Here is a 26531-nt window from a genome sequence, read left to right as displayed (position 1 = left end):
GTATTTTAAGGAAGATGAAGGGCAAGGGCATGGCGGCTGAGATCATCGACGGAAAGGCCTTTGCCGCAAAGGTGCGGGAGCGGGTCGCGCAACAGGTCGCGGCGCTGAAGGCCGCGCAGGGCATCGTGCCGGGGCTGGCCGTGGTTCTGGTGGGCGAGGATCCGGCAAGCCAGGTCTATGTCCGGAACAAGGGGGTCCAGACCGTCGAGGCCGGCATGGCAAGCTTCAAGCACAAGCTGGATGCCGCGACGTCCGAGGCCGAGATCCTGTCGTTGGTCGCGCGGCTGAACGCAGATCCGGCCGTTCATGGTATCTTGGTGCAATTGCCGCTGCCGGGCCATGTCGACAGCGCCAAGGTGATCAACGCGATCGACCCGGCCAAGGATGTGGACGGGTTTCATATCTCGAACGTGGGGCTTTTGGGGACCGGGCAGAAGGCGCTGGTGCCCTGTACCCCGTTGGGCTGCCTGATGATGCTGCGCGATTACCACGGATCTTTGTCGGGGATGGAGGCGGTCGTCGTCGGACGGTCCAACATCGTGGGCAAGCCGATGGCGCAATTGCTGCTTGGCGAGAGCTGCACGGTGACGGTGGCCCATTCGCGCACCCGCGACCCGGGCGAGGTTTGCCGCCGTGCCGATATCCTGGTGGCGGCGGTGGGGCGGCCCGAGATGATCCGCGGCGATTGGGTCAAACCGGGCGCCACGGTGATCGATGTGGGGATCAACCGGGTGCCGCATCCGGACGATCCGAACAAGACGCGGCTGGTGGGCGATTGCCATTTCGACAGTTGCGCCGCGGTCGCCGGTGCGATCACGCCGGTGCCCGGCGGCGTCGGGCCGATGACCATCGCCTGTCTGCTGGCCAATACGCTGACCGCCTGCTGTCGGGCGCATGGCCTGCCGGAGCCTGAAGGCCTGACGGTGTGAGCCCGGCCTAGGTCGGGATCATCGTTCCTTGCAAAAGAGCGACCGGGGTGCGGCTGCCATCGGCGGCTTCCGCCTCGACCGTGGCGCGGACCACGGTGAGGCGGCGGCCGGCCTTGAGCACCTCGCCCGTAGCCCACAAGAACACTCCGCGCGCGGGCGCGATCAGGTTGATTTTCATCTCGATCGTCAAAACCTCTGCACCCTCGGGCATGGTGGAAAGAGCGGCGTAGCCGGCGGCGCTGTCGCCAAGCGCGAAACTGGCCCCGGCATGGGCAAAGCCGTGTTGTTGGCCGACCGCATCGGTGATCGGCATCCGCAAGATCACGCGGCCGATCGCGATGTCGTCGATCCGGGCCTGCATCGTGGTCATCAGGCCCTGCCGGGCAAAGCTTTCGCGGATGGAGCGGTCAACGGCCGTGGAGTGTGTGATATATTCAGGATTCGTCACGAAATATTATGTCTCGGCATGGGTTGATGGTCGGAAGAGGGGGGGGTAAGTGTTTTGACGGTAGCAACTTTAGATAATCCTCTGGGGAACTTTGGATGGGTGATGCGTCAGCCAAGGTGAGCCGCATGATCTGGGTCTACCGCACTGCGGCATGGGCCCTGCTGTCGCTCGCCGTCGCCTTTGCCGGACCCTACAATGACGTGATGTCCTACGATTTCCTCCAACGGCTGGGATATTGGAGTAGCGTCAACGCCTTGGCAATCATTGTTGCCGCCGTCATCCGGGCAGTCATTTTGAGCCGCTTTCCCGGCGAGACCATGGGCCTGTTGCTGGGCGTGGCCTGTGCACAGGCGCTGGTCCTCGGGCCGATGATATGGACGCTCAACACCCGTGTTTTTGGCTTCGAGACCGAAGGCTTGGGCTGGCTGGCGGAACTGACGTTGATCATGTTGCTGATCGCGCTGTGCGTGGCGCTGGTCCGCTACGAGGTGGCACGCGCGCGCAGGTTGGCGCAGGCGGAGGCGGAGGCGCTGCTCGCGCTTGACGCAGCGCAGGATGGGGCCGAGGCCCCCCTTCGTCCGAGCTTTCTCGATCGGGTCGATCCCGGCTTGCCGGGTGACGTTCTGGTGGTATCTGCCGACGATCACTATCTGGACGTGACCACGACCCATGGGCGCGGGCGGGTCCTGATGCGGTTCCGCGACGCGATGACCGAGCTGCAGGCGCTACCCGGTTTCCGAATCCACCGGTCGCATTGGGTTGCCCAGCCTGAACTGGTCCGGGTGAGGCTGGATGGCAGACGTCATCTTGCCGATCTTGTATCAGGCAAGGTGCTGCCGGTCAGTGATGCCTATGTGGACGAACTGCGCCGTGCCGGCCTGATGGACGACGATGCGAGCGGCAGGCGGATCGGGGACGGACCCAAAACCAACATGTCGGCATCCGATGACACCAGCCGCTCCAATTCCGGCCGGTCGCAAAACAACCCGCCCGTATAGGCCCCATAGGCCGGCAGGATCACCCGAGTAGCATCGACAACCGCGCAGCGCCGCGAGAGAGAACGGCCCCGCAGGCTGATCCGGGCCTTGGGGTGGTAATGGCCTGAGATCTCGCCCATCGCGCCGGGTTCCGCGATATGGCGAAAGACCAGCGGATCCGCGCGATATTCTGCGCGGCAGGAACCGCCAAGATTGACCGGCCCCGGATCGTGATTGCCCAGAACCCAGACCCAGGATCGCCCGGCCATCAGGCTCGCCAGCCGGTCGGTCATTGTCGTCTCAAGGCCCTGTGCCGCGGCCATGTCGTCGAAACTGTCGCCAAGGCAGATGACCGTGGCTGGATCGGTCAGCGCGATATCCTGCGTCAACCGGGTCAGCGTTTCCTCGGTCTCGTAGGGGGGCAGCATTGGCCCGCCCAGCCGGGCCATCCGCTCCGATTTGCCCAAATGCAGGTCGGCCACGCAAAGGGTGCGCGGCGCGGGCCAGTGCAGGGCGCCGGACGGCAAGAGATGCAGCGTTTCGCCGCGAAAGTCGAAGGGCAGGGCGTTCATGCTTTGTTCATAAGGCCGCGAGGCAGGGCCGTGCAAGGGGTCAGGTCGCGATCTCGGCAAGGCCCGCTGCCGTCATCAGGCGCTGCGCCTCTTCCTCGAGCAGGCGCTGGTCGGCGGATCCCGCGATGGGAACCCTGCCCGGTTCAAGGAACAGCGGCGCGGCAAGGGGGGTGACACGGGTCAGCCGGACATGGTCGATCCTGTCCCCGATGCGGTCGAGCATCGCTTCGATCCGGCCGAAATCCACGAGGCCGCGCATCGCCTCGGCCCGGGTGATGTCGAGCATCACGTGGCCGGGGTCATATTTGCGCAGCGTGTCGTAGAGGATATCGGTCGAGAATGTCGCCTGCCGTCCGGTCTTGCGCTTGCCGCCGGGCTGGTTGCGGTCGATCAGGCCCGCGATGATGGCGCTGGCCTTGAAGGTACGTTTCATTACCGCGTTGTCGGCCAACCATGCCTCCATCGTCTCCACAAGGTTGTCGCGGGTGAACAGGGGGCGGGGATCGTCCAATGGATCAAGCCCCCAGATCAGCGTCGCGTAATCGGTGGCGACAAAGCCCATCGGGTTCAGACCCATCATCTCCATCCGCTGGCTGAGCAAAAGACCCAGCGTCTGCTGCGCGTTGCGGCCCGCAAAGCCATAGGCCACGACATGTTCGCGCCCGTCATGGGGAAAGCTTTCGACCAGCAACCGGTCCCGTTCGGGCAGGCGGCTGACCCGACGTTGCAGGTGCAGCCATTCGCGGGTGTGGATGGGCAGGTCAGGCCAATCCTTGGCCCGGAACATGTGCAGGATGCGGTCGGACAATTGGGTCGAGGTGGCGAATTTCGTGCCCATGAACGTCGCGATCTTGGGCTTGAGGTAGGGGGTGCGGCTGACCTCCACCACCATCTCGCGCATGCCTTCGTAGCGCACGATCTGGCCGCCGATCAGGAAGGTGTCGCCCTTGCGCAGCATCGAGGCGAAATATTCCTCGACCTCGCCCAAGGGCGCGCCGCCCCGCGTTTTCTGGTAGCGGACCTGCATTTTGTCGGCATCGACGATGGTTCCGATGTTCATGCGGATGCGTGTGGTCGCGCGGGGATCGCGCAGCTGCCATTGGCCGTCGGGGCGTTGGACCAGCCGCTGCCATTGATCATAGGCGCGCAGCGCGTAGCCCCCCGTCGCCGCGAAATCGAGGCATCGGTCGAAGCTGTCGCGGGGCAGGGTCGCATAGGCCCCGGCGGTGCGGATTTCCGCGAACAGGTCATCGGCGAGAAAGGGTCCGGCCGCGGCCCGGATCAGGATATGCTGGCACAGTACGTCGAGCGGGCCGGTATGGTCGGTGTCGCCGTCCAGCTGGCGGGCGCGCACGGCCTCCAGCGCCGCGGTGCATTCGATGACCTCGAACCGGTTGGCGGGGACGATCAGCGCCTTGGAGGGCGCGTTGTAGCGGTGATTGGCGCGCCCGATGCGCTGGACCAAGCGTTTGACGTTCTTGGGTGCGCCGACCTGGATCACGAGGTCGACATCGCCCCAATCGATGCCGAGATCGAGCGATCCCGTGCAGACGATCGCGCGCAGCCGCCCGTCGACCATGGCCTGTTCCACCTTTTCGCGCTGTTCGCGGGCCAGCGCGCCATGATGGATGCCGATGGGCAGCTGGTCCTCGTTGGCGAGCCAGAGGTGGTGAAAGAACAATTCTGCCTGCGCGCGGGTGTTGTGGAAGATCAGCGTTGTGCGGTGGCGTTTCACCTGTTCCAGAACGGCGGGAATGGCATATTTGCCGCCACCGCCCGACCACGGCGGCGGGGCCTCCGTCGTCAGCATCGCGATATCGGGATCGGGGCCGGGATCGGCCTCCAGGATCTCGCAGGGATCGGGATGGCGGGCAAGGATGCGGGCGATGGCGGCGGGATCTTCGACCGTGGCCGACAGACCGACGCGCCGCAGCCCCGGGGCAAGGGCGGACAGGCGCGAGAGCGCAAGCATGAGCTGATCGCCCCGTTTGCTTTCGGCCAGCGCGTGAATTTCATCGACGATGATGCGCTGCAACCCGGCAAAGGTGCGATGTGCATCCTCGTAGGACACCATCAACGCAAGGGATTCAGGCGTTGTCAGCAGGATATGGGGCGGGTCGGCGCGCTGGCGGCGCTTGGTGTGCGAGGAGGTGTCGCCGGTGCGATCCTCCACCCGGATGGGTAGGCCCATCTCCGTGATCGGGCCGGTCAGGTTGCGCTTGATGTCAGCCGCCAGCGCCTTGAGGGGCGAGACATAGAGCGTATGAAGCCCCTTGTGGGTGCCATCCGCAAGATCGGCCAGCGTCGGCAGGAAACCCGCCATGGTCTTGCCCCCACCTGTGGGCGCGATAAGGAGCTGGCATGGCGCATGGGCCCGATCCAGCATCGCGTGCTGGTGGGGGTGGATCGACCAGCCCCGGCTGGCGAACCAGCCGGTGATGGCGGGGGGAAGGCTGCGCGTCATGCGATCCTAGATAATCGCTTGCGCGCGCTTGGCCATGGGGGGCTTTGCGTAGGTCTTAGTGAACGATCTTTTCGTGTTTCACAAAAAGATTGTCCCATGCGCGGTCGATGAATTCGGGGCGCATCTGGTAGGGGATACCCTCGAAATCGCAGATTGCCTTGATCTGGTCGCACAGGAAGACCGGGTGATAATTGGCGAAAGTGTTGTTGATCGTGGGGTATTTCATCTTGAGCAGATGGATCAGCGAGGCCTCGTCGAGCGGAATGCCCTTTTTCTTGGCGACGAGGGCGAAGATCCTCAGAAACTGCTCCTGCGTCGGGCCATCGATCTTCACCTTGAAGAAGATGCGGCGGAGCGCGGCCTGATCGAAGATCTCGTTAGGGTGAAAGTTGGTCGAGAACACCACCAGCGTGTCGAAGGGAACCTCGAACTTCTCGCCGGACTGCAGGGCGAGAATATCGTAGGCGTTTTCCATCGGAACGATCCAACGGTTGATCAGCGCCTGTGGCGATTCCTCCTGTCGGCCAAGGTCGTCCACGATGAAAACGCCACCCGTGGCCTTGAGTTGCAGGCTCGCCTGGTAGGTGCGGCTGACGGCGTTGTAGTTGAGGTCGAGCATCGACAGCGTCAGTTCACCCCCCGTCATCACGGTCGGACGGGTGCACAGGATGTAGCGCGTATCGCTCCGTGCAGCGGCGCGGCGCAGCGGGCTGAGCTCGGCGTCGTCGCCCTGCCGGACCGGCGTATGAACGATGGGATCGAAGAGCGTGATCACCTGCCCGGCATAGGCCAGCGCATGGGGCACATGGATCGTGTCGCCCATGGCGTTGCGGATGCCCTCGGCGATCGAGGATTTGCCGTTGCCAGGTGGGCCATACATCAGGACCGAGCGCCCCGAGCCCACCGCCGGCCCCAGCTGGTCAATAAGGCCCTTGGGCAGGATCAGGTGGCCCATTGATCGTTCCAGCATCTCGCGGGTCAGGCGGATGTCGCGGATCGACTGGCGTTTGACCTGCGTCTTGTAGTCTTCGAGCGGCACGGGCATGGCGCCGTAATATTCCGATTGGCTCAGCGCATCGAGCGCGCGGGCCTTGCCGCCGTCGGTCAGCTGAAATCCCATCTCGGAACTGGAGGTCGCGTGCAGCGTGCCGGTCGCTTGCATCAATCCCATGTCGCGCAAACCGTCGATCAGTTCCTGCGTCAATGGAAGGGGCAGGGCGATGGCCTTGGCGATATCCGAGACCTTTTCCACGTTCTTGCGGAATATCGTCTTGAGCAGAATGTCCCGCATCATGACGGGTGTCAGGCCGGTGTCGGACAGCTTGCGCAGCGGCGGCGGTGCGGTCAGGTCGGTTTCGGAAACCCGGACGTTCATGTGATTATGCCCCGTTTGATGCAACGGGTTCCGGATAGGGGGCGATTACGGCCGATCTTGGGCGTGTATTTGGAAGCTCGGCGGCGTTTGGATCACGCCCCCGAACCAAGCCCCAGAACGAGGTAGACGGCCAGCGCACCCGCAAGTGCGACACCCATCGGGAAAAGCTTTCCCTGGTCCCACGATGTCCAGCCCGGCGTGGCGCGGCGTACCGCGGGCACCCGCCCCGCGACGCGATGGGCGATCCACGAGCCGATCAGCACCAGCGAAAAAAGCATGAGAAAAAACAGCCCATCCCCCGGCGCCACGAAGGGTGCCATGGCGGCGGCGAATTTCGCATCCCCCGCGCCCACAAGGCCGAGCGAGGTGACCACGAAGCCGATGAGGAGCACGACGACAAGCGCGGCCCAACGCCAGAGATAAGTCTCGAAGCTCCAGACCCCGAGGCCCATCACCAGCACGAGGCCGATGACGAGAAATACGCCCGTCAACGCCAGCACGGCGACATTGGGGATGCGCATCGCGCGCAGATCGCTCAACGCGACCCAAAGGCAGATCGGCAGCACGAAGGGCAGGAACCACAGAGCTTCGGTCACGGTCAGGGCAAGGGTCATCAGCCGCGCACCTCGGTCTCGAGCGCGTTGAGGGCCCGCACCGCCGCCTCGAAATGCTGCGGATGGGTCTCGATCGCCTCCGCCAGAAGGCCGCGACCCAGATCCGTCTCGCCCTGCCGGATAGCGGCCAGCGCAGCGGTGTGCAGCAATTGGGCGCGTTCCACCTCGGTCATACGGACCAGAGGCAACTGGTAATTGCCCTGCGCCGCTCGCGCCAAAACAAGATTGTTCTTGGCGGTAAAGAGGTCGGGATCATAGCTGATGGCTTGCAGGAACAGCGTTTCCGCGCCGTCGAAATCCCCACGCGTCAGACGGGAATATCCCCAATTGTTGAGCACATTGGCCGGTCGTGTGGTCAGGCCGACAGCGGTTTCATAGAAACTGTCGGCCCTGTCCCATTCCTGATTGGCATCTGCGACCATCGCCTCAAGCCGGTAGCGTTCATAGGTCTCAAGGGTCGGGGGCACGCGATCAAGCTGGGCTTCCGCCTCGTCCCAGGCCCCGGTGCGGATCAGCGCTCCGGCGTAATCGATGCGGTCCTCGTCGATCGCGGCATCGCTGTCCACGATGGCGCGCCAATGCGGCACGGCCTCGTCAGCGCGGCCCGCCCGGACGAGGCTGGCGGCAAGCCCGCGCCTCAGATCGATGCGTTCGGGGCTTTCGGCATAGGCGCGGTGGAAATAGGCCACGGCCTCGTCGGGGGCGGCGGCCGTCAACATGATATCGTTGAGGTTGCTTTCGTCGATCGCGTTCAGGGGCCCGTCCGCCCGGTTAACATCCATCGACCGGGGCGTGTCGCAGGCCGCCGTGGCAAGCGCCACAACGATCACCGGGGCAAGCCGGAGGCTGAGCGTCATGTGGAACCTCTTACTGCTCGAACTCTTGACCTTCGGTTCCGTCACGGGTCGCGACGAAGTTCGAACACCCCACCGCCACGCCGGATCAGCCCAAGGCCCTCTTGGTTATTGCGTTCACCATAAACGGAATCCTCCATTCGTGCGATAGAAAGACGAAGGTTGTCCCGAATAGCGTCTGAACTGCCACTATCGAGTGCAAACGCTCTTTCGAATATGCGGCGCGCCTCGCCGTATTCGCCCTGTTCCATCAGGACCACGCCCAGATTGTTGATGGCGGGGACGAAGCTTTCGTCGATCTCGATCGCCTCGCGGAACTGCCTCTCGGCCTGTCCGATGCGCCCGAGCGCGAGATTGGCAGCCCCGATCGAGGTCAGCACCTCGGCATCGATGCCGCGTTCGGCAGCGGCGCGGTAATAGGCCCTCAGCGCCAGATCGTGCTGACCGGCATCCATCAGACGGTCCCCGACCAGCACCTGGTCGACCTCGTCTTGCAAGACCACGGTCCCTGCGGGGGCCGCGATTTCCAGCTCTCGCGGCAGCGGATCGAGCCGATCATCGGCTTGGGATCCGATGCAGCCCGATAGCGCCAGAAACCCCGCAAGACTGATGAACCGTTTCATCATTTAGCCCCCGGGCCGGGCGTCGCGCGCGTCATGTTCATCCGCCCGACAGGTTCTGTGCAATGCCATAGATCGACGGGCCGATCAGGATGATCAGGAGCGGCGGCAGACAGAACATCATCGTGCCGAGCGTGAGTTTCGTGGGAAGCTTGTTGGCCTTTTCCTCGGCCCGCATCACGCGCTTGTCGCGCATTTCGGCGGCATAGATCCGCAGGGCCTCGGCGATCGAGGTGCCGAAGGTCGCCGATTGGATAAGCGTGGTCACGAAACTGTTCACGTCTTGGATGCCGACACGGTCGCCCATGTCGCGCAAGACCCGCGTCTTGTCCTTGCCCGCTTTCATCTCGTAGGCCACGATCTCGAATTCCTCGGACAGGGCCGGGTAGCCGGTCCGCATCTCCTTGGCGACGCGGATGATCGCCTGATCGAGCGATTGACCAGCCTCGACGCAGACAAGCATCAGGTCGAGCGAATCCGGAAAACCGCTGGTGATTTCGTCGACCCGGCTCTGAACGCGGCGCTTGACCCAGTATTTGGGGGCGTAATAGCCCAGACAGCCGGGCAACAGCACCGACAGGATCGAACTTTGCGGCGATCCGCCACCACCCACCAGCACGATCAGAGTACCGAGCACCAGCCCGCCGATCCCCATGGCCAGCTGCGCGAAATGGAAGGTCTGGACGGCGCCCTTGGACCGGTAGCCCGCGCGTACCAGCTCCAGCCTGATGGCGCTGTACTGGGTCTGGTCCTGTGGTTCGAGGTATTGCGCGAACCGGTCGAGCCGCGCGTCCTTGCCGCCCTTGCGGCGGAGCGCGGTGGTGTCGACACGCGCCTCGCTGGCGTTCAGCCGCGTTTCCTTGAGCTTGTCCAGCGGATCCTTGCGTTGCGACAGCATCGCGGGCAGGGCGACCAGCACCAGAAGCACGCCCAGCATACCCGCGGCGATCAGCGGCCCAAGTTCGCCCAGATGCGTCACCAAAAAGGCGTTGGCTTTGTCGAGAAGGTTCAGGATGAACGGCATCGCGCGGGCTCCCTCGGGTCAAACCTTGATGTTCACCAGCATCTTCATGAAGATCATGTTCATCATCAGCATGACCCCCACCACGATGCAGGCGGGCAGAAAGACGGGCGATCCCATCACGTCGTCGTAGTAATCGGGCTGCATCACGTTGATGCCGACCAGCGCAAGCAGCGGGAAGACCGACAGGAAGGTGCCCGACCACTTGGCTTCGCCGGTGATCGCCTTGACCTTGCGGAACAGCTTGAACCGGGCGCGGATCACCTCGGACAGGCCTTGCAGGATTTCGGCGAGATTGCCGCCCGAGGTCTGCTGGATCCCCACCGCGACCGCCATGAAGCGCAGATCCTGGCTGTCCAGCCGTTCGGCCATGGCGCGGATCGACTCTGATACGTCACGGCCATAGGCGGCCTCGTCGGCGATCACCCCCAGTTCGGAGGCGAGCGGATCGGCGATTTCGCGCGCGACGGTATTGATGGCGGACACGAAGGGGTGGCCCACGCGCAGGCTGCGCACCATCAGTTCGATCGCATCGGGCAATTGTTCATCGATCATCGCAAGGCGTTTCTTGGCCTTGGAGCTGACCCAGTAGAACACACCGCCCACACCCATCGCCACCGAGACCAGCAGCCGGATCGGCAGCGAGGTCGCCGTGAGGATCGTCAGCCCGACGAAGGCCGCCACGGACAGCCCGAACATCACCATGATCAATTGTCCGGGCGTGAAGGCGATGTTCGCCTTTTGCGCCTTGTCCGCGATCAGCATGTAGAAGGGGAGCCGCACCGCGCCCTTGTGCTGATCCAGTTCCTTGCGGAGTTTGGCCAGAACCTCTTCGCGGGAAGTGCCTTTTTCCAGCATCGCCAAGCGGCGGTTGACCCGGGCGTTCAGGCTGATCGACTTGCCGAAGATGGCAAGGTAGATGCCTTCGACCAGCATCACGATGCCGACGAAGATCCCGATGTAGATCAAGGGTTCGATGGACAGCTGCATGGCGATCACTCCGCGGCGACGGGTTCGTAGATCGAGGCGGGCAGGTCATAACCCCACTGTCGGAACCGCTCGGCATAATAGGACCGCACACCGCAGGCGGTGAAATGGCCGATGATGGTGCCGTCGGGCTTGAGGCCGGTGCGCTGAAAGCGGAAGACCTCCTGCATCGACACGACTTCGCCTTCCATGCCGGTGATCTCGGTGATCGACACCATGCGCCGCGATCCGTCCTGAAGGCGGCTGGCCTGCACGATCAGGTTGACGGCGCTGGAAATCTGGCTGCGCACGGCCTTGAGCGGCATCTCGATCCCGGCCATGGCGACCATGTTTTCCAGACGCGACACGGCATCGCGGGCGTTGTTGGCGTGGATCGTGGTCATCGACCCGTCATGGCCGGTGTTCATGGCCTGCAGCATGTCGATCACCTCTTCGCCGCGGGTTTCGCCGACGATGATCCGGTCTGGCCGCATCCGGAGCGCGTTGCGGAGACAGTCGCGCTGGGTCACGGCCCCTTTGCCCTCGACGTTGGGGGGGCGGCTTTCCATTCGGCCCACATGCAGCTGTTGCAGCTGAAGCTCGGCCGTATCCTCGATCGTCAGGACGCGTTCCTTGTTGTCGATGAAGGATGACAGCGCGTTGAGCGTCGTGGTCTTGCCCGAACCCGTACCGCCCGACACGATGACGTTGAGGCGCGTCGCCACCGCAGCCTGAAGGTAGGCGGCCATTTCCTCGGAAAACGCACCGAACCGCACCAGATCGTCGATCCCCAGCTTTTCTTTCTTGAACTTGCGGATCGAGACCAGCGATCCGTCGACGGCCACGGGCGGCACCATCGCGTTGAAGCGCGATCCGTCCTTGAGGCGCGCGTCGACATAGGGGTTGGATTCGTCCACTCGGCGACCCACAGCCGACACGATCTTGTCGATGATGCGCAGCAGGTGGCGTTCATCCTTGAAGCGCACGTCGCTCAGCGACAGCTTGCCGGCCCGTTCCACGAAGACGCGGTTCGGACCGTTCACGAGGATGTCGTTGACATCAGGGTCCTTGAGGAGCGGCTCCAGCGGGCCGAGGCCCGTGACCTCGTCGAACAATTCGACATTCAGGGTCTGCCGATCCTCGCGGTTCAGCACCACGCCCATCTCGTTGAGCTGTTCGGACACGATGGCGGTGATTTCCGCCCGCAGTTCGGCTTCTTTTGCGGTTTCCAGTGCGGCCAGGTTGAGATTGTCCAGAAGACGCGAATGCATCTCGGTCTTGATCTCATCGAGACGCTGGCGGCGTTTCAGGTCCTTGTCGCCTTCGGTCACTTGCGCAGGGGTGCGCGGCACCTCTGCCACCGGCGCAGGTTTGCGCAGGACACTCGGGGCGACGGTCCCCGCGCCAGACGGGCCGGGCGCGGGCGCGGTACGCGCGATGGGTGCTGCAGCGGCGGGCGCGGCATCGGGGCGGGCGGGTTTCTTGTACTTGGCAAACATCTGTCGCTAACCCTTGATTACTTGGCGGCCTTGGCATCGCCCAGCATGGCCTTGTGCAGGCCGCCGGCGAGTTTCGCGATTTCCTTGCGCAGGGCGTTCTTGCGGGCGGTGACGGCAAGCGGCTCGCCGTGGTCACCCGCCTGCGACACTGGCTTGCCACCGTCGGGCAGCATGGTCGCGATCTTGACGCCAAGGCTTTCGGCCAATTTGCGGACGCGGCCCTTGCCGTTCAAATCGGTCAGGCCAGGCGCACGGTTCAGCACAAAGTTCAGTTTCTCGACCGGCAGGCCCTCGCTGCGCATCGCCTTGAGGAAGCGCATCGCGTTCTGCGCGGAACGCATGTCCAGTTCCATGGTGGCGAAATAGACATCGGCGCGGTTGAGAACCGTTTCCGTCCACATCACCATCGTGTGCGGCATGTCCACGATCACGATGTCGAAGCATTGCGTGGCAAGATTGAGAAGTGCCTCGACCTCCTCCGGTCCGATCAGGTCCAGCGGAAGCAACTCGGGCGGTGCCGGAAAGACCGATAGCTTGCCCTCATAGCCCAAAAGCGCCTGCTTGAACGCCTCAACGTCCATGCTTTGGGCTTCTTGCAGCACCTCGATCACCATGTCGCGCCGGGGCAGGTCGAGGAAGGTCGAGACGGTGCCGGCCTGAAGGTCGAAATCCATCAGGCAGACCGACGGTGCCTTGTCCTTGTCGATGGTGGCCAATTCCCACGCGAGGTTTACCGCCAGCGTCGATGCGCCGGTGCCACCGGCGAGGCCTTGTACGGCGAAGACGGCGGCCTGCGCGCCAAGACGCGGTCCGATCCTGACCGGCGCGGCTTCCCGGGCGGGAACAGGCTGCGTCGTCGGATCGGCGCTATCGGGCGCGGCCTTGGTCTCCGCCACTGGTGCAAGGGCTGTCACCGACGCGGGTATGGGATCGGAGGCTGCTTGCTGTGTGCGGATCCGACCCATCGCATCGCGAAGCGCGCCCCCGGCCAGCGGATAAGGCACGAAATCATCCGCACCAAGGCGCAGCAATTCGCGCAGCGCCGCGGCGCCAAGGTCATCGGCCACGATAATGATGCCCAGCCCGCGCGCCTTGCACGCGACGATGATCTCTCCGATCTGGCCCAGATCGCCGAGGTCATCGGGGGTCACGGCTAAGGCGATGAATTCAAGGGACGCTGCATCGGGTTGATCCAGAAAGGCACGCACCTCGTCAAAGCCCAGATCTCCCCAAGCCTCGCCCAGTTCCGCTTCCATGTCCTCGATCAGCAGATCGAAACGATGCACGTTTCGTGACACCGTGCAGGCCACGATGGGTGCCGGTTCGGATCGCAAGGCAAGTCCGCTGCTCATTCCTGTCGTCCTATGCTGCCCGGGTTTTCCGGAACGTCATTCTGACCGGACGCTTGTTGCGCCCGTGTGTCGCGATCTCCGGCCGTTTCGGCGGTCGGAGATCGCGCCTCGATGGTCCGACCTTCACGCGGAAAAACGGCAACAATAGGACCAAAAATGGGGTTTTCGTTTGCAGATGCCGGTCGATCGGCTGGGTGTCCGCGTCGCCCCCAAAAGGGCGTGAGGGATCACTGGCTTTCGCCGCCGCCCTCACCACCGGTCGCTTCGCCGCCGGCATAGCCGCGATAGACGATCTGCGCGTAGCGCCCATCGATCACCATGGGGTGGCGTTGTACGAACCCGGTCACCTCGGTCACCGTGCGGCGGTTTCGGCGTTCTTCGGTCTGCGTGGCCACGATCGGTTGCGTCTCGCCCAAGGACACCAGCGTGTCGAGCCGGGACCGTTCGACGCCGAGGCCGACGAGATAGGTGACCGCCGCGCGGGCGCGCCGCAGTCCCAGCCGATGGTTGTAGGCCGTACCGCCCACAAGATCGGTGTGTCCGTAGACCGAAAACCGAACCTCGGGAAATTGCATCATGAAATGGGCCTGCTGGCGCAAGATGGCCTGCGCCTCGGGCTCCAGCACGGCCGAGTTGAAGGCGAAGGTGATCGTCGTGGGCACTTCTTGTGCGAATCTCTGGCTCAGCACCTGCGCATATTGGAGCTGCCCAGTGTGGTAGAGCGCGTTGTTGGTCGTCGGATCGCCAAAGCCGCCTTCGTTGATCTGCGAGCCAACCTCGCGGTTGCCGTCGAAAACTTGCCCCGGACCACAGGCTGCCAGCGCCATGGAAAGCGACAATCCGAAGGCCAATGTGCAAGCCCGAAGGCGGCGGGTGTTCCCAAGGCTCTGCATCATCTCAATCCATCACATAGCCGTAGGAGCCCGTGAAATCCTGCCGCGCGACATCGCCTGCGGCGGTGCCCGCGCGCGGCGCGCCAGACGTGCGTCCCAGAAGGAACAATTCGCGTTCGGTGGGGATCGTCACGCGATCAGTCGGCAGGGTCAGGGCCTCGCCCCGCACCGGGCGTACCAGATGCGCCGTCACGATGATCACCAGTTCGGATTGTTCACGCTGATAGCTGGTAGACCGGAACAACGCGCCCAAAACGGGGATGTCGCCCAGCCATGGCACCTGCCCGATCTGATCGCGGAAATCGTCCTGCAACAGGCCCGCGATGGCAAAGCTTTCGCCGTCGCGCAGTTCGACAGTGGTCGAGGCCTCGCGGGTGCGCAGCCCCGGAATCGTTCCCGTTCCCGGAATGCTTGTGTCGATCGAGCTCACGGTGCTGGACATGGCGAGGTTGATGATCTCTTCGTCGACCACGGTGGGCGTGAATTCCACCTCGATCCCGAAGGGCTGGAACTGGACCGTGACATTGCCCTCGTCGTCGCGGACGGGAACGGGGAATTGTCCACCAGCGAGGAAATCGGCGGTTTGCCCCGACAGCGCGGTCAGATTGGGTTCGGCCAGTGTCCGCACCAAACCCTCGGTTTCGAGCGCTTCGAGCAGGATGTTGAATTGGAACCCACCGCCGCTAAGCCCGACAGCAAGGAGGCCGCCCGGCGGATTGGCCGTTACCGGGAAATCCACGAGGTCGCCGGCGTTCAATGCCGCCACGTTATCGCTGGCGATGTTTGCGGCGCTCATGTTCAGGCCCAGTTCCTGCCGGATCGTCCGGCTCATCTCGGCAAACCGGACCTGGAGCATCACTTGCTGGCTTCCGCCCACCAGAAGCAGGTTGGACACACGGCCGGGCGTGTAGCGTTCGGCAAGTTCCATCGCGCGTTCCACGACCCGTCCGGAACTGACCGTGCCCGACAGGACGATGCCGTCATTGGCGGTGCGGACTTCGATCGGTTCGTTACGCAAGATCTCGCGCAAGCGTTCGCGCAATTCGGCCACGTCAGGTACCACTTGGACCTCGATATTGGCGATCAGGGTGCCGTCGGGCCCCAGAAGCGTCATGGTTGTTCGCCCCGGGGCGCGACCCAGGACGTAGATGGAGCGTTCGGTCAGGGTCGCGATATCCGCGATGGCCGGGTTGGCAACGCTGATTTCTGCAAACAGGAGATCGCTTTCGACCACGACCGCACGGTTCATCGGCACCGACAGTGCGGCCGATGTCTGCCCCTCGACCACCCGCAAGCCTTGTGCCGCGGCGTCGACTGCCGGAGAGAATGCCAGCGCGCCGCCTACCAGGACAGCGCGCATGAAGGCCATCATGCTCATGGTGATCCCGCCTCTATGATCACTGTTTGGTTCGGTGTCTTGCGCACCAACTTTCGTGAAAATTGAAGCAAAAAAGAATTTTAAGCAAGAATCAGAGTGGTCTTCGGCGCAAGTGATCCGTCTTTCGTCATTGGTGCAACGAAGACACAACAAAGGCCCCACAGCTGAGCGCCATGGAGCCTTTCCATATTTATATATGTATTCCAATCAGTTGGTGCATGGAACCTGCATTTCCACAACATCGGCCCCCCTGCGGTTGCGCACGGTGCAGATGCGCGGCCCTTCGGGCGCAGCGGCGACTTCCTCGCGGGCGCCCAGCAACTCGTCGCGCGAAACCTCTACCGTTTCACTGGTCGTCTCGTCATTGAGACCCACAAGCGCGAGGGTCAGGCGACCCGAAGCCTGAGCCTGCGTCAGGGCGGCGATATCCGTAGGGCGGGCTGCAAAAGTGATGGTCCGCGCGATGATCGGATTGTTGCGGTCGCTGTCGGCGGTCTGGTCCAGCGCGATGATTTCGAGGCTAGACCGGATCAGGCGTGTCACACCGTCGCCGTCGCGGCCTGTGCCAGTCCAGTAGACGTCGACCCGGTCGCCCGGACGCAGAAAACCCGACACGCCCGCCACCACGTCGATCTGCAAGGTAAAGGCCTGCGTTCCCTCTTCGAGCCGCGAGGCGACGCCTGCATCCTCACCCGGTGCGGTGACCTTGGCTGCCAGCAGCGGTTCGTGCCGTTCCATCGTGCGCAATACGGTTCTAGGCGAGGCATCACCCTCGGGGAAAATCTCGTCGAGCGTGGTGAAGGCGCCGAAAGGGACGTAATCAGCAGGCCAACGGATGGCTTCGACATCGTCGCGTGCAAGGCGTTCGCCGTAGCGCAATTGGCGCGTTACGACGAAAACCTCGGTCGTGGGGATGATGGCCTGCCGTTGCTGGGCCAGCGCCGTCTGGTACTGACCAAAACGATCCATCGCGACTTTCACGGCAAAACCCGCAAGCCCAATGCCAAGCAACAGCACCAATCCGAAAACCAGTCTCATGCCTTTTCCTTTCGACGTGTCGCGCCGTGTGTCCCGTTGGTGAAGGGCCCGGCCGTTATCTGCCTCTGGCTGTCTTGGGCGCGAATTGCGGCCGATTGATGGTCAAAGGACGAAATTCGCTGGGTTTTGTTTCTGGCAGCGATCCGTGTCGCGCCCCGCCACGCTTGGGCCAGGTCAGTTCCGCACGGGATCATTCGCCGCAATGGCTGCGCCGTTGGCCCTGAAAGGTTCGGTATCTGCGGGCATGCTTTCGAGTTCGCCGGCCAGCGCGCCGGACATATCCTCGACGCCGTTCGACATCACAGCCATGAACGCAAGGCCCAATCCGATCAGGGCCCCAGCCAATACCATCCAATCCACCATGACGTTGCCGTCATCGGACGTGAGAAAGGTTTTCATCGGCTTTGTCGTCATCGTGAAACTCCGTCGATCGTCACGTGCAAAAGGCGGCGTACCGGGGACTTGCCTCCATCGCCTTGCAAAGCAAAAGGGCCGCTTCCTTTCGCTTGAACCAAAAAGGGCTGCGCCGGATACGGCACAGCCCCGAAACGACGAGGGTCGCTGCTGCGCGGATCAGTCGTTTTCCGCGACGTCTGCGCCGTTGGTGGCGAAGGGGTTGGTCATCGGATCGGTGTCGACCAGCGCGGTCGAGATGTCGCCCGACAGGTCTTCGATGCCGTTCGACACGACCGTCATGACGGCAAGGCCAAGGCCCACGAGCGCTGCGGTCAGGACGACCCAGTCAACGGTCACGGCGCCGGATTCGGATTTTGCGAAAGTCTTGATCAGGTTGGTCATAGTCTTGCTCCAGATAGGGTTCAGGTCTTCGGTTGGCCCCGGCCGTCTTAGCCGTTCGGGATGAGCCTGTTTTGCTGTGAGATTAGGGCACGATCTGGGCTGGCGTGGGATGTTTTCGGGCAATTTGCGGGGTGATTTGGTGATGTGATGCTGGGGCGTGCGGGGCAGCTGATGCGTTGCATGGGGGCCGAGCCGGATGGCCTGCTACGGAGCATCGGCAAGGCCAAAACGGATCGGGGCCGCACCATCGCTGGTGCGGCCCCGGCTTTCGCGCTGCTGCGCGGATCAGTCGTTTTCTGCGGCGTCTGCGCCGTTGGTAGCGAAGGGGTTGGTGAGCGGGTCGGTGTCGACCAGCGCGGTCGAGATGTCGCCCGACAGGTCTTCGATGCCGTTCGACACGACCGTCATGACGGCGAGGCCAAGGCCCACGAGAGCTGCGGTCAGGACGACCCAGTCAACGGTCACGGCGCCGGATTCGGATTTTGCGAAATTCTTGATCAGGTTGGTCATGGTCTTGCTCCAGATAGGGTTCAGGTCTTTGGTTGGCCCCGGCCGTCTTGGCCGTTCGGGATGACCTGTTTCTGGTGGTGAATCGGGGCGGGATTTGGGCCTGTTCTGGAAATTGGTGGGATTTCTCTCGGGTGCTTTAAGGGCAGATTCACTTTCGGTTTCGTGCTATTCATCGTCCTTGAAACCGGCCAAGCCCAATAGAACAAGGCCGCCCGAGGTAGTTGAGTAGCAGGCAGTAAGATCATGCGGCACCTTTGCGCGCGCGCCTTCCCGGTCCTTTTCGCGTGTTTGTCGATCCTTCCCGTCCATGCGCAGGGGCTTGACGAGGCGACCGGGCAGGGCGCGTCGATCCGGCGCGTCACGGCGCCCGACGCCGGACGCACCGGACCCCGGATCACGATCCAGATCACCGCCGAGGAACACGCCCGCAACACCAGCGCGCCCGATCCCACCCGCCCCTCGCCCGTGGGGATCGGAACCGAACCCGAGGTGCGCCGCGAGGCGGCACCGGGCCGGTCCGATTGGTTCTGGCAGGTGATCTCTCCTGCATTGCCTGCGGATACAGGACGGTTCTGGGCGGCGCAGGATCTGCTTGCTTCGGCGCCAGAGGCGGCGGCTCTGAACGTGCCGCGTCTTTCGACCTTGCACCGCATCATCGAAGCCCACGGGGCCGAGATCCTGATGGCGAGCATCGGCACAGAGGTTTCACCGGCCTTGGTGTTGGCGGTCTTGGCCGTCGAATCCGCTGGCCGGCCTGAGGCCGTCAGCCCTGCCGGGGCGCAGGGTCTGATGCAGCTGATCCCCGACACGGCGGCCCGGTTCGGCGTCGCGGACCCTTTCGATGCGCGCCAGAACATCGCGGGCGGCATCGCCTATCTTGACTGGTTGCTTGACGAATTTGACGGAGACCCGCTCTTGGCGCTTGCAGGCTACAACGCGGGCGAGGGTGCGGTGCAACGCAACAACGGTGTGCCGCCTTTCGAGGAAACCCGCGATTACGTTCCCAAGGTGCTGGCGACGTGGATGGTTGCGCGCAGTCTGTGCCGCACCCCGCCCGAGTTGATCTCGGATGGCTGCGTGTTCCAGCCCATCGCGGTGAACTGACGCCTCAGTCGATCACATCCGCCCAGTCCGGGTGCCGTCGCGCCTGCGCCTTCACGAAAGGGCAAAGCGCCACGATCCGAACGCCTTCGGCCCGTGCATCGGCGACCAGCCGTTCCACCAGCTTCAGACCCGCGCCCGTGCCGCGCATGGCGTCGGGCACTCCCGTGTGATCTGCGATGATGCGCTCGGGCGACAGGATGGAATAGGTCAATTCCGCCTCGGCGCCGTTTTCGCGCAGGACATAGCGGCCCTTGGTGCCCGTGATCTCGCGGATGATCTCGCTCATGGCTGCGCTTCCTCCGGGGGCAGGGGGCGTGTCACGCCGGATTCCGAGATGGCGACAAAGGTGAAATCGCCCTCGGTCACCAGCATCCGTTCGCCGGTGCGCTGGCGGCGCACCCATGCCTCGATATGCATGGTGATGGAGGTGCGCCCGGTCCGCGTGATCTGCGAATAGACCGAGAACAGGTCCCCCACGAGCACCGGCGCGTGAAAGCGCAGCGCCTCGATCGCGACGGTGGCGCAGCGTCCCTGCGCACGGTCCATCGCGGTCGTGCCTGCCGCGATGTCCATCTGGCTGACCACCCAGCCCCCAAAGACATCCCCGCCTGAATTGGTATCGGCGGGCATCGGCACGGTCTGAAGTGTCAGCGTGCCTTGGGGGGTCCGCTCCGCCGCGGATGCGGCAACCGGATCAGACAAGCGTGGCTTCCGTCGCGGCGCGCAGGTCGGCTTCGGTCACGCCGTCGGCCAGTTCGAGGAGTTTCAGGCCACCCTCGACCACCTCCAGCACGCCCATGTTCGTGATGATCAGATCCACCACACCGGTGCCCGTCAGCGGCAGGGTGCAGTTCTTCAAAACCTTGCTTTCGCCGTGCTTGTTGGCGTGATCCATCACCACGACGACACGGCCCACGCCCGCGACCAGATCCATCGCGCCGCCCATCCCCTTCACCAGCTTGCCGGGGATCATCCAGTTCGCCAGATCGCCCTTTTCGCTGACTTCCATCGCGCCCAGGATCGCCATGGCGATCTTGCCGCCCCGGATCATGCCGAAACTCGTCGCGCTGTCGAAATAGGCCGTGTGGGGCAATTCGGTGATGGTCTGTTTGCCTGCGTTGATCAGGTCGGCGTCTTCCTCGCCCTCGTAGGGGAAGGGCCCCATGCCGAGCATCCCGTTTTCCGATTGCAGCGTTACGCTCATGCCGTCGGGGATGTAGTTCGACACCAGCGTCGGGATGCCGATGCCGAGGTTCACATACATGCCGTCGCGCAGTTCTTTCGCGGCGCGGGCGGCCATCTGGTTGCGGTCCCACATGGGCGTCACTCCTTGGTCTGAGGTGTCGGGGCGGCCCCGGTCCTGTCGGGACATAGGGCTAACGCAAAGGCACGGAAAAGCGAAGCGCCAAACGCTGCGTTCATGTGCCGGTGATCGTCAAGAATGCGGCCCGCCGTGCGGAAATCCTCGGCCCCTCGGCCATAGGCGGGGCGCGTCAGGAAAGGGGCTGCCATGGTCTCGGCCGGTTGCGCGATAAAGGTAATGTTGCGCGCGGCCAGCGCACGGTCCAGCGCCTTGGTGTAGAGTGCCTCGATCTGCGCCGCCTCGGGATGCGCGGCCACCGATGCGAAGGGCTCAAGCCGTAAGGGACCCCGGCGTGTGACCATGGTCGTCGGGTAGGGCGCTCGCGTCAGGAACAAAGGGCGCACCCCCTGGAACTGCTGGGCAAGGTCATCGGCGCGCGCCGTGATCGCCTCCTCCATCCCGGCCAGAAATCCCGGCCGGGACAACAGCGGCTTGTCCCGGCGGTGCGGCCAGTCGATCACGTCGTAATTCCCCGCCATGAACAACACGGAGGGCAAGCCCATCGTATCCGCGATCACCAGTGTCGCATCGAAGGTGCTCAGGTCGATGCAATCTTCGCCATTGATCCGCTTGGCCAGCTTTCGCGTCTCGACATCGCCCGAAGGCGGCTGGAACACGCCCGCGTCATCAGTGGCGCAATCCGCGAATTTTCGGCCCGGCATACCCCAGAACCGGACAGTAAGGCTTGGATATTCCGCTGCGATCTGCTCGGCGGCATATTTCGGCGCACCGATGTTGGAGGTCCCGACGATCGCGATGCGTCTAGTCATGGGCGGAAGGCGTCCAGCAAGACATCTTCGCAGAGGGCGCCATCCCCGTCTCCGCCTTCACCGTCCCCATCGGTCGGGGCGCTTGGGATAGGCTCGGCGGTGAGGCCATGGGCTTTCAGAAACAGCTCCATGATCCCGTCAACCACCTCGGGCCGGACGCTGCGCAGGTCCGATGCGAAAGCTCCGGCAGGGTGGGCGGGCGACATCACCAGTTCATAGGAGGGGAAATAATCGATCGCCGCCGAACTTTCGTACAAGAGGTCGCAGACCACGCGAAGCACGGATTTCGACCGCATCGTTGCCGCCAGAACATGATCGCCGCTGGCCGTTGCCGCCAACGGCACGGGCGAAACGGTCAGGATCCACTGCAGCCCGGGATTGATCTCGGTCAGCATCCGTTCCAGCGCCGTGAAATCCTCGAGGATCTCGGCCACGCCGTGATTGCGAAAGACGAAGAGATCCGGGTCGTAATCCCCTGCGATCGTCCCCGGGGCCGTGGGATAGACAGTACCGGTTTCGCGATGCTCCCAGGCTTCGGTCAGGCCAAGGGTGAACACCATCACTTCGGCCTCCTGCACGGCGCGCGCCAGCGCGATCAGGTGCTGGGTCCGCATCTCGACCACTTGCTCGGCGCTGGTGAGCCCTTCGGGTTCGATACCGGGGCGCAGCGCATCCCAGAACCGGCCATCCCTTTCCCAGATCGGCAGCGCCGGGGAGAACAGGCCCAGCATTTCCTCGATCAGCTGACGGAACTGGCGCACGGTGTAGATATTGCCGAAGCGCGCGGCATAGACCCCGTAGCCAAAGCGTTTCGCCGTTTCGGGCGGCATCCCACGCAGGGCAGGCTCGGTGTCGATCACGCTCAGCCCTGCGCGCTTGAGCGCCCCACCCACATGCTGCGCGAAACAGGAGCCAGCGGTGAAGACCCGCGTTTCCGGCGTCAGGGCAAAGCGGGGGCGGTAAAGATCCGGAAGGTCAAAAGGCCCAGGCCCCGCGACCCCACCGCGCCAGAACGCGCGCTGGGGCAGGTCGCTGTAGGGGGACCTTGCCATGACGCCCTCAGGCGGCGCGGGGCCGGACGGTGCGTTGTTCGATCCGCTTCTCGTGTTCGCCTTGGATCAGGCGGTAAACATAGATGCCGGGCAAATGGATCGTGTCTGGGTCGAGCGAACCGGTCGGCACGATCTCCTCCACCTCCATTATGCAGATCTTGCCGCACATGGCCGCGGGCGGGTTGAAGTTGCGCGCCGTCTTGCGGAAGACGGCATTGCCCGTCTCGTCCGCCTTCCACGCCTTGACGATCGACAGATCCGCGAAAATCCCGCGTTCGAGGATGTAATCCTGCCCGTCGAAGGTCTTCACCTCCTTACCTTCGGCGATGACTGTGCCGACGCCGGTCTTGGTGTAGAACCCGGGGATGCCCGCACCGCCCGCGCGCATCCGTTCGGCGAGTGTGCCTTGGGGATTGAATTCGAGTTCCAGCTCGCCCGACAGGTACTGGCGCATGAATTCGGCGTTCTCACCCACGTAGGAGGACATCATCTTGCGGATCTGGCGGGTGGCAAGCAGCTTGCCGAGCCCGAAATCATCGACGCCCGCGTTGTTGGAGGCCACGGTCAGATCCTTGACGCCGGATGCCACGATCCCGTCGATCAGGAGTTCCGGGATGCCGCAGAGGCCAAAGCCGCCCGCCGCGATCAGCATGCCGTCGAAGAGCACACCGTCGAGCGCGTCCGCCGCCGAGCCATAGACCTTTTTCATCGCACACATCCTCCGATCTGGTGGTCGCCGCGCACCCTGCCGCCGCGTCGCGGCGAAGTCAACGCGGCCTCAGGCTTCCAGCGCGGCCTCCATTTCGGCGATCAGCGTGGAACAGTAATGTTCGAAACGCGGACCCGGCTGCTGGCTGTCAATCCGGTCCTTCAACGGGTCGGGTGCGGTGATGTCGCTGCCTGACAACGCCTCCAGAACGGCATGGCCGCAGAACGGCACATGCGCCTCGGAATAGCCGCCCTCATGGGTCAGGACCAGCTTGCCCTCGCACAACTCGCCTGCCGCCTCCATCGTCATCTCGGTCAACGCGCGGAAGGTTTCCGATCCGGCCATCATGCGCCCCAAGGGATCGACGCCCGAAGCGTCGAAACCGCAGGCGACCACGATCGCATCGGGCTGGAAGGCGTGGAGTTGCGGGATCACCAGCCGCTCGAAGGCTTCCAGATAGGTGGCATGGCCGCCCCCGGGCGGCAGCGGCACGTTGAGGTTAAGCCCTTCGCCAGAGCCTGCGCCGCGATCCTCGAAATCGCCTGAATCGCGCGGATAATTCCGTTCCTGGTGGATCGAGATCGTCAGCGTGTCGGCGCGTTCGTAATAGATCGCTTCGGTTCCGTTGCCGTGATGCACATCCCAGTCGATCACGGCGACCCGGTCGGCCAGCCCTGCGGCGCGCGCGGCCTCCAGCGCGATGGCGATGTTGTTCAACAGGCAAAACCCGTTGGGAAAATCCGGCAGACAATGGTGGCCCGGTGGGCGCGACAGTGCATAGGCATTGTCGAGCCGGCCTTGCAGGACCTCGAAAAGCGCGGCCTTGGTCAGGCCCGCCGACAGGGCGGCGATATCATAGCCATCGGGACCAAAGGGCGTCCTGAGGCCCAATTCGCCCCCGCCCTCCGCGCTTTTGCGGCGAAAGTTTTCCAGATAGCTGGCGGGATGGATGCGGCGCAGATCCTCCTCCGTGGCGGGGTCTGCATCGGGCGTGGCCAGTGTCCGCATCAGCCCCGTGACCTCGACAAGGTTCTTGAACCGCCGCTTTGTCTCCGGATTTTCCGGCAGACCGCCCCCGGTCGAGGGTTGCATCAACCCGCCGACCGGCACGAGAAAGCTGTAATTCCCGCCCGAATGCCAGAAACAGCGTTCATTGACGAAAAACCCGGTGGCCATGGCATTTCTCCCGTTTCGCAGGGCAAGTATGGCGGGCGGATCCGTGGGCTGTCCATGACGATCTGCGCCTGTGGGCAAGGCTGGGGACAGATCGCCTTATCGCAAGTTTGCGGATTGGATTGGGCCCGTCAGGCCAAGATTGTGCGGGATTAACAAAAGCTCGCATGGACCGCGCCGCCAAGTGGCGTAGAGGCCAGTCAGCTGGTCCTCTTAGCCCTTTTCAAGACGATAGACCCCCTCGGGCAGGTCCAGCGCTGCGGCAAGGTCGCGGATCTGGGCGAGCGACAGGGTGATAACGTGCTCGCGATCGGTACGGGTATCATATTGCGTGACCGTCACGCATTCCGCGAAAGCGGCGATTGTCACGTCTTCTTGCAAGGGCTGCCCAGCCTCGCCGTCATCGACAAGGGTGATCAGCGTTGCGTCGAATTCGTGCTCGATTGTGAACATGGGGCCAAGCCTAGGCCCGCCCGTCTCCCGCGGCAAGGCCCTGCCGCTCGCGCCGTATCTGGCGCCGGTAAAGCCACGGTGCCGCAAACCGGTTGTAAGCGATGTCGGCAACCGTCCGCACGCCCGGTGCCATCACCAGCCGCGCCAGCCAACCCATACCGGGCAATGCGGACCAGATCGCGGCGAAAGCGGGGATCCCGCTCACGATGCGCCCGTCGGGCAGGGCCGCATGAAGCCGGCGTTTCGCCTGATCCGCCGTCAGGGCCCAATCACCCAGATCGGCCTCATTCAGATCTTCGAACGAAAGCGGCGCGTGGGTGGCCTCCGCGCGCTTTTGGTAATGGGCGATCTCGGCCCGACAGATCGGGCAGCGCGCGTTGTAAAGAATACGGATGTCGGTCATGCGCGTTGAGGTAAGGGCAGGACCGCCTGCGTCAAGCCGCGCCTACCCTACGAAAGCGGGCTGGACCTCGCGCGCCGGGCCTCTAGGCTTAAAGAGCGATCACGCCATCGACCCAAGCCAAACCGTTGAAACAATCCGCCATGCGCCCGATCCGTCTCCTGCCGCTCCTTGCCCTTGTCCTGTCGGGATGCGTGCAGGTCATGGTGCCGCCGCCCCCGCCGCCGCCAGCCCCCGACATCGCGGCGCGGGCGCGGCAGGCGGCCCTGAACTTCGACGAGGTGGTGCGCCGCGTCGAACCTGTGGCCGAACGAGTTTGCCGCGAGGAAACACCCGATCAGGTGTGCGATTTCGCCATTTACGTGGACCGCGCCCCTGAAAGCGGCGTGAACGCCTTTCACACGCTCGATCCACAGGGGCGGCCGGCCATCATCTTTACGCTCGGCCTGATCGCCGTGGCGCGCAACGTCGACGAACTGGCTTTCATCATGGGTCACGAAGCCGGACATCACATCGGCCGACATCTGCCCTTGGGCCAAAGGCAGGCCGCTGAGGGCGCGCGCGTCTTTTCCGATTTGGCGCGGGCGCGGGGCGCCTCGCAGCTGGAGGTGGACGAGGCGGCGCAGATCGGGGCTTTCGTCGCCTCCCGCGAATTCGGGCAGCGGGCCGAACTGGAGGCCGATGCGCTTGGTACGGTGATCGCGGAGCGCGCAGGATACGACGCCTTGATCGGGGCGGAATTCTTTACCCGCATTCCCGATCCGGCGCGCGAATTCCTGTCGACGCATCCACCCAACGCGGCCCGGATCGACGTGGTGCGCCGGACGCTTCTTGGGCTGCGCGGCCCCGACATTTGATCTGGGTCAAGGCGGTTCCTGTCCGGCGGCATAGGCTTGCCCGCATGGGGGGCTTCCCCTGCAGCGCAGCAAAAGGTTCCGCCGATGCCAGCCGATACGACCCGTGACCAGCACGAACGCCTCATGACCCGGATGGCCCGGACCTTGGGGGCCGATCTGGACGATGCCGAATTGCGCGGCGACCTGCCGCCGGAGATGCGCGACGACATGCTGTCGGCCTGCGTTGGTTGTTCCGATCCGCAGGGCTGCGCCCATTGGCTCGCGAAGACGCAAGCCGCCGATACCGCCCCCGGCTTTTGCCGCAACGGCGGTATCCTCGCGGCTCTCGCGGCGGAATGACAT

General features: G+C 63.9%; 30 protein-coding genes and 1 pseudogene. 5 read left to right on the top strand and 26 right to left on the bottom strand.

All coding sequences use genetic code 11. The features are described from left to right. The first annotated feature begins 29 nt into the window (after positions 1-29). The gene (gene folD / locus QQK63_RS16040; protein ID WP_277826812.1) at positions 30-929 is read left to right on the top strand and encodes a bifunctional methylenetetrahydrofolate dehydrogenase/methenyltetrahydrofolate cyclohydrolase FolD; all 900 of its coding nucleotides are present in this window, start codon (positions 30-32) and stop codon (positions 927-929) included. 7 nt (positions 930-936) lie between these two features. Here the strand turns inward: folD and QQK63_RS16035 are convergent, their stop codons facing one another. Next, the gene (locus QQK63_RS16035; protein WP_277827796.1) at positions 937-1299 is read right to left on the bottom strand and encodes a PaaI family thioesterase; all 363 of its coding nucleotides are present in this window, start codon (positions 1297-1299) and stop codon (positions 937-939) included. 173 nt (positions 1300-1472) lie between these two features. Here QQK63_RS16035 and QQK63_RS17715 point away from each other — a divergent pair. After that, a pseudogene (locus QQK63_RS17715) lies at positions 1473-2189 on the top strand (LytTR family DNA-binding domain-containing protein); the annotation flags it as partial. Between the two features lie 38 nt (positions 2190-2227). Here QQK63_RS17715 and pdeM read toward each other — a convergent pair. The 16 genes from pdeM to QQK63_RS15950 all read right to left on the bottom strand — a co-directional run bounded on the left by pdeM (position 2228) and on the right by QQK63_RS15950 (position 18308). Next, a complete protein-coding gene (gene pdeM / locus QQK63_RS16025; protein ID WP_277826814.1) occupies positions 2228-2926 on the bottom strand; it encodes a ligase-associated DNA damage response endonuclease PdeM in 699 nt (232 codons plus the stop codon). Between the two features lie 40 nt (positions 2927-2966). Then, positions 2967-5390 (bottom strand): ligase-associated DNA damage response DEXH box helicase, encoded by a 2424-nt coding sequence (locus QQK63_RS16020; RefSeq protein ID WP_277826817.1) that lies wholly within the window; start codon positions 5388-5390, stop codon positions 2967-2969. Between the two features lie 55 nt (positions 5391-5445). Continuing rightward, positions 5446-6765 (bottom strand): DUF8689 domain-containing protein, encoded by a 1320-nt coding sequence (locus tag QQK63_RS16015; protein WP_277826819.1) that lies wholly within the window; start codon positions 6763-6765, stop codon positions 5446-5448. A gap of 92 nt (positions 6766-6857) precedes the next feature. Beyond that, positions 6858-7379, bottom strand: a complete 522-nt coding sequence (locus QQK63_RS16010) for a prepilin peptidase (protein WP_277826821.1) — start codon at positions 7377-7379, stop codon at positions 6858-6860. Beyond that, complete coding sequence (locus QQK63_RS16005; RefSeq protein ID WP_277826823.1) at positions 7379-8236, bottom strand: tetratricopeptide repeat protein; 858 nt, start codon at positions 8234-8236, stop codon at positions 7379-7381. Before QQK63_RS16005 ends, QQK63_RS16010 begins: the two co-directional genes overlap by 1 nt. A 41-nt stretch (positions 8237-8277) precedes the next feature. Beyond that, positions 8278-8859: a tetratricopeptide repeat protein gene (locus QQK63_RS16000; protein ID WP_284283245.1), complete on the bottom strand. Its 582-nt coding sequence runs from the start codon at positions 8857-8859 to the stop codon at positions 8278-8280. Between the two features lie 34 nt (positions 8860-8893). Next, positions 8894-9865 carry a type II secretion system F family protein gene (locus QQK63_RS15995; RefSeq protein WP_377134785.1) on the bottom strand — a complete coding sequence of 324 codons (972 nt, stop codon included), beginning with the start codon at positions 9863-9865 and terminating at the stop codon, positions 8894-8896. A gap of 30 nt (positions 9866-9895) precedes the next feature. Beyond that, positions 9896-10864 (bottom strand): type II secretion system F family protein, encoded by a 969-nt coding sequence (locus tag QQK63_RS15990; protein ID WP_277826829.1) that lies wholly within the window; start codon positions 10862-10864, stop codon positions 9896-9898. Positions 10865-10869: 5 nt separating this feature from the next. Then, positions 10870-12339 carry a TadA family conjugal transfer-associated ATPase gene (locus QQK63_RS15985; RefSeq protein ID WP_277826831.1) on the bottom strand — a complete coding sequence of 490 codons (1470 nt, stop codon included), beginning with the start codon at positions 12337-12339 and terminating at the stop codon, positions 10870-10872. Between the two features lie 17 nt (positions 12340-12356). After that, entirely contained in the window at positions 12357-13691 is a 1335-nt protein-coding gene (locus QQK63_RS15980) for a CpaE/TadZ family protein (RefSeq protein ID WP_277826833.1), read from the bottom strand. Between the two features lie 227 nt (positions 13692-13918). Next, positions 13919-14587 carry an OmpA family protein gene (locus QQK63_RS15975; protein WP_277826835.1) on the bottom strand — a complete coding sequence of 223 codons (669 nt, stop codon included), beginning with the start codon at positions 14585-14587 and terminating at the stop codon, positions 13919-13921. Position 14588: 1 nt separating this feature from the next. Beyond that, positions 14589-15962, bottom strand: coding sequence for a type II and III secretion system protein family protein (locus QQK63_RS15970; RefSeq protein WP_277826837.1), 1374 nt, complete (start codon positions 15960-15962; stop codon positions 14589-14591). Positions 15963-16169: 207 nt separating this feature from the next. Then, entirely contained in the window at positions 16170-17000 is an 831-nt protein-coding gene (gene cpaB / locus QQK63_RS15965; RefSeq protein ID WP_277826839.1) for a Flp pilus assembly protein CpaB, read from the bottom strand. 174 nt (positions 17001-17174) lie between these two features. After that, positions 17175-17414 (bottom strand): hypothetical protein, encoded by a 240-nt coding sequence (locus tag QQK63_RS15960; protein WP_277826841.1) that lies wholly within the window; start codon positions 17412-17414, stop codon positions 17175-17177. Positions 17415-17573: 159 nt separating this feature from the next. Continuing rightward, entirely contained in the window at positions 17574-17798 is a 225-nt protein-coding gene (locus tag QQK63_RS15955) for a hypothetical protein (RefSeq protein WP_277826843.1), read from the bottom strand. A gap of 285 nt (positions 17799-18083) precedes the next feature. Then, entirely contained in the window at positions 18084-18308 is a 225-nt protein-coding gene (locus tag QQK63_RS15950; protein WP_277826845.1) for a hypothetical protein, read from the bottom strand. A gap of 243 nt (positions 18309-18551) precedes the next feature. Between QQK63_RS15950 and QQK63_RS15945 the strand changes: the two genes are divergently transcribed. Continuing rightward, on the top strand, positions 18552-19412 hold the full coding sequence (locus tag QQK63_RS15945; RefSeq protein WP_277826847.1) for a lytic transglycosylase domain-containing protein: 861 nt from the start codon (positions 18552-18554) through the stop codon (positions 19410-19412). A 4-nt stretch (positions 19413-19416) separates the two neighbouring features. Here the strand turns inward: QQK63_RS15945 and QQK63_RS15940 are convergent, their stop codons facing one another. The 9 genes from QQK63_RS15940 to QQK63_RS15900 form a co-directional block, all read right to left on the bottom strand. Beyond that, entirely contained in the window at positions 19417-19698 is a 282-nt protein-coding gene (locus QQK63_RS15940; RefSeq protein WP_277826849.1) for a GNAT family N-acetyltransferase, read from the bottom strand. Beyond that, entirely contained in the window at positions 19695-20114 is a 420-nt protein-coding gene (locus QQK63_RS15935) for an acyl-CoA thioesterase (RefSeq protein ID WP_277826851.1), read from the bottom strand. Before QQK63_RS15935 ends, QQK63_RS15940 begins: the two co-directional genes overlap by 4 nt. Next, positions 20107-20730 (bottom strand): 3-oxoacid CoA-transferase subunit B, encoded by a 624-nt coding sequence (locus QQK63_RS15930; protein ID WP_277826853.1) that lies wholly within the window; start codon positions 20728-20730, stop codon positions 20107-20109. Before QQK63_RS15930 ends, QQK63_RS15935 begins: the two co-directional genes overlap by 8 nt. A gap of 5 nt (positions 20731-20735) precedes the next feature. After that, positions 20736-21545, bottom strand: a complete 810-nt coding sequence (locus tag QQK63_RS15925; RefSeq protein ID WP_277826855.1) for a hypothetical protein — start codon at positions 21543-21545, stop codon at positions 20736-20738. Continuing rightward, on the bottom strand, positions 21542-22597 hold the full coding sequence (locus QQK63_RS15920; protein WP_277826857.1) for a GSCFA domain-containing protein: 1056 nt from the start codon (positions 22595-22597) through the stop codon (positions 21542-21544). The genes QQK63_RS15925 and QQK63_RS15920 overlap by 4 nt, the downstream gene beginning before the upstream one ends. A gap of 7 nt (positions 22598-22604) precedes the next feature. Beyond that, positions 22605-23306, bottom strand: a complete 702-nt coding sequence (locus tag QQK63_RS15915; RefSeq protein WP_277826859.1) for a CoA transferase subunit A — start codon at positions 23304-23306, stop codon at positions 22605-22607. Positions 23307-23375: 69 nt separating this feature from the next. Continuing rightward, positions 23376-24482 carry a class II histone deacetylase gene (locus QQK63_RS15910; RefSeq protein ID WP_277826861.1) on the bottom strand — a complete coding sequence of 369 codons (1107 nt, stop codon included), beginning with the start codon at positions 24480-24482 and terminating at the stop codon, positions 23376-23378. Positions 24483-24692: 210 nt separating this feature from the next. Then, on the bottom strand, positions 24693-24932 hold the full coding sequence (locus QQK63_RS15905; RefSeq protein ID WP_277826863.1) for a DUF8831 family protein: 240 nt from the start codon (positions 24930-24932) through the stop codon (positions 24693-24695). 10 nt (positions 24933-24942) lie between these two features. Next, positions 24943-25335, bottom strand: a complete 393-nt coding sequence (locus QQK63_RS15900) for a thiol-disulfide oxidoreductase DCC family protein (protein ID WP_277826865.1) — start codon at positions 25333-25335, stop codon at positions 24943-24945. A 140-nt stretch (positions 25336-25475) separates the two neighbouring features. Here QQK63_RS15900 and QQK63_RS15895 point away from each other — a divergent pair, with 140 nt between their 5' ends. Beyond that, a complete protein-coding gene (locus QQK63_RS15895; RefSeq protein WP_277826867.1) occupies positions 25476-26189 on the top strand; it encodes a M48 family metallopeptidase in 714 nt (237 codons plus the stop codon). Positions 26190-26273: 84 nt separating this feature from the next. Continuing rightward, positions 26274-26528 (top strand): DUF6455 family protein, encoded by a 255-nt coding sequence (locus QQK63_RS15890; protein ID WP_277826869.1) that lies wholly within the window; start codon positions 26274-26276, stop codon positions 26526-26528. The last annotated feature ends 3 nt before the right edge of the window (positions 26529-26531 follow it).

This window comes from Roseicyclus marinus (assembly GCF_030163795.1).
GTDB lineage: Bacteria > Pseudomonadota > Alphaproteobacteria > Rhodobacterales > Rhodobacteraceae > Roseicyclus > Roseicyclus marinus.
The sequence above is the reverse complement of the archived record's forward strand: the minus strand, read 5'-3'. Positions and strand labels throughout refer to the sequence as shown.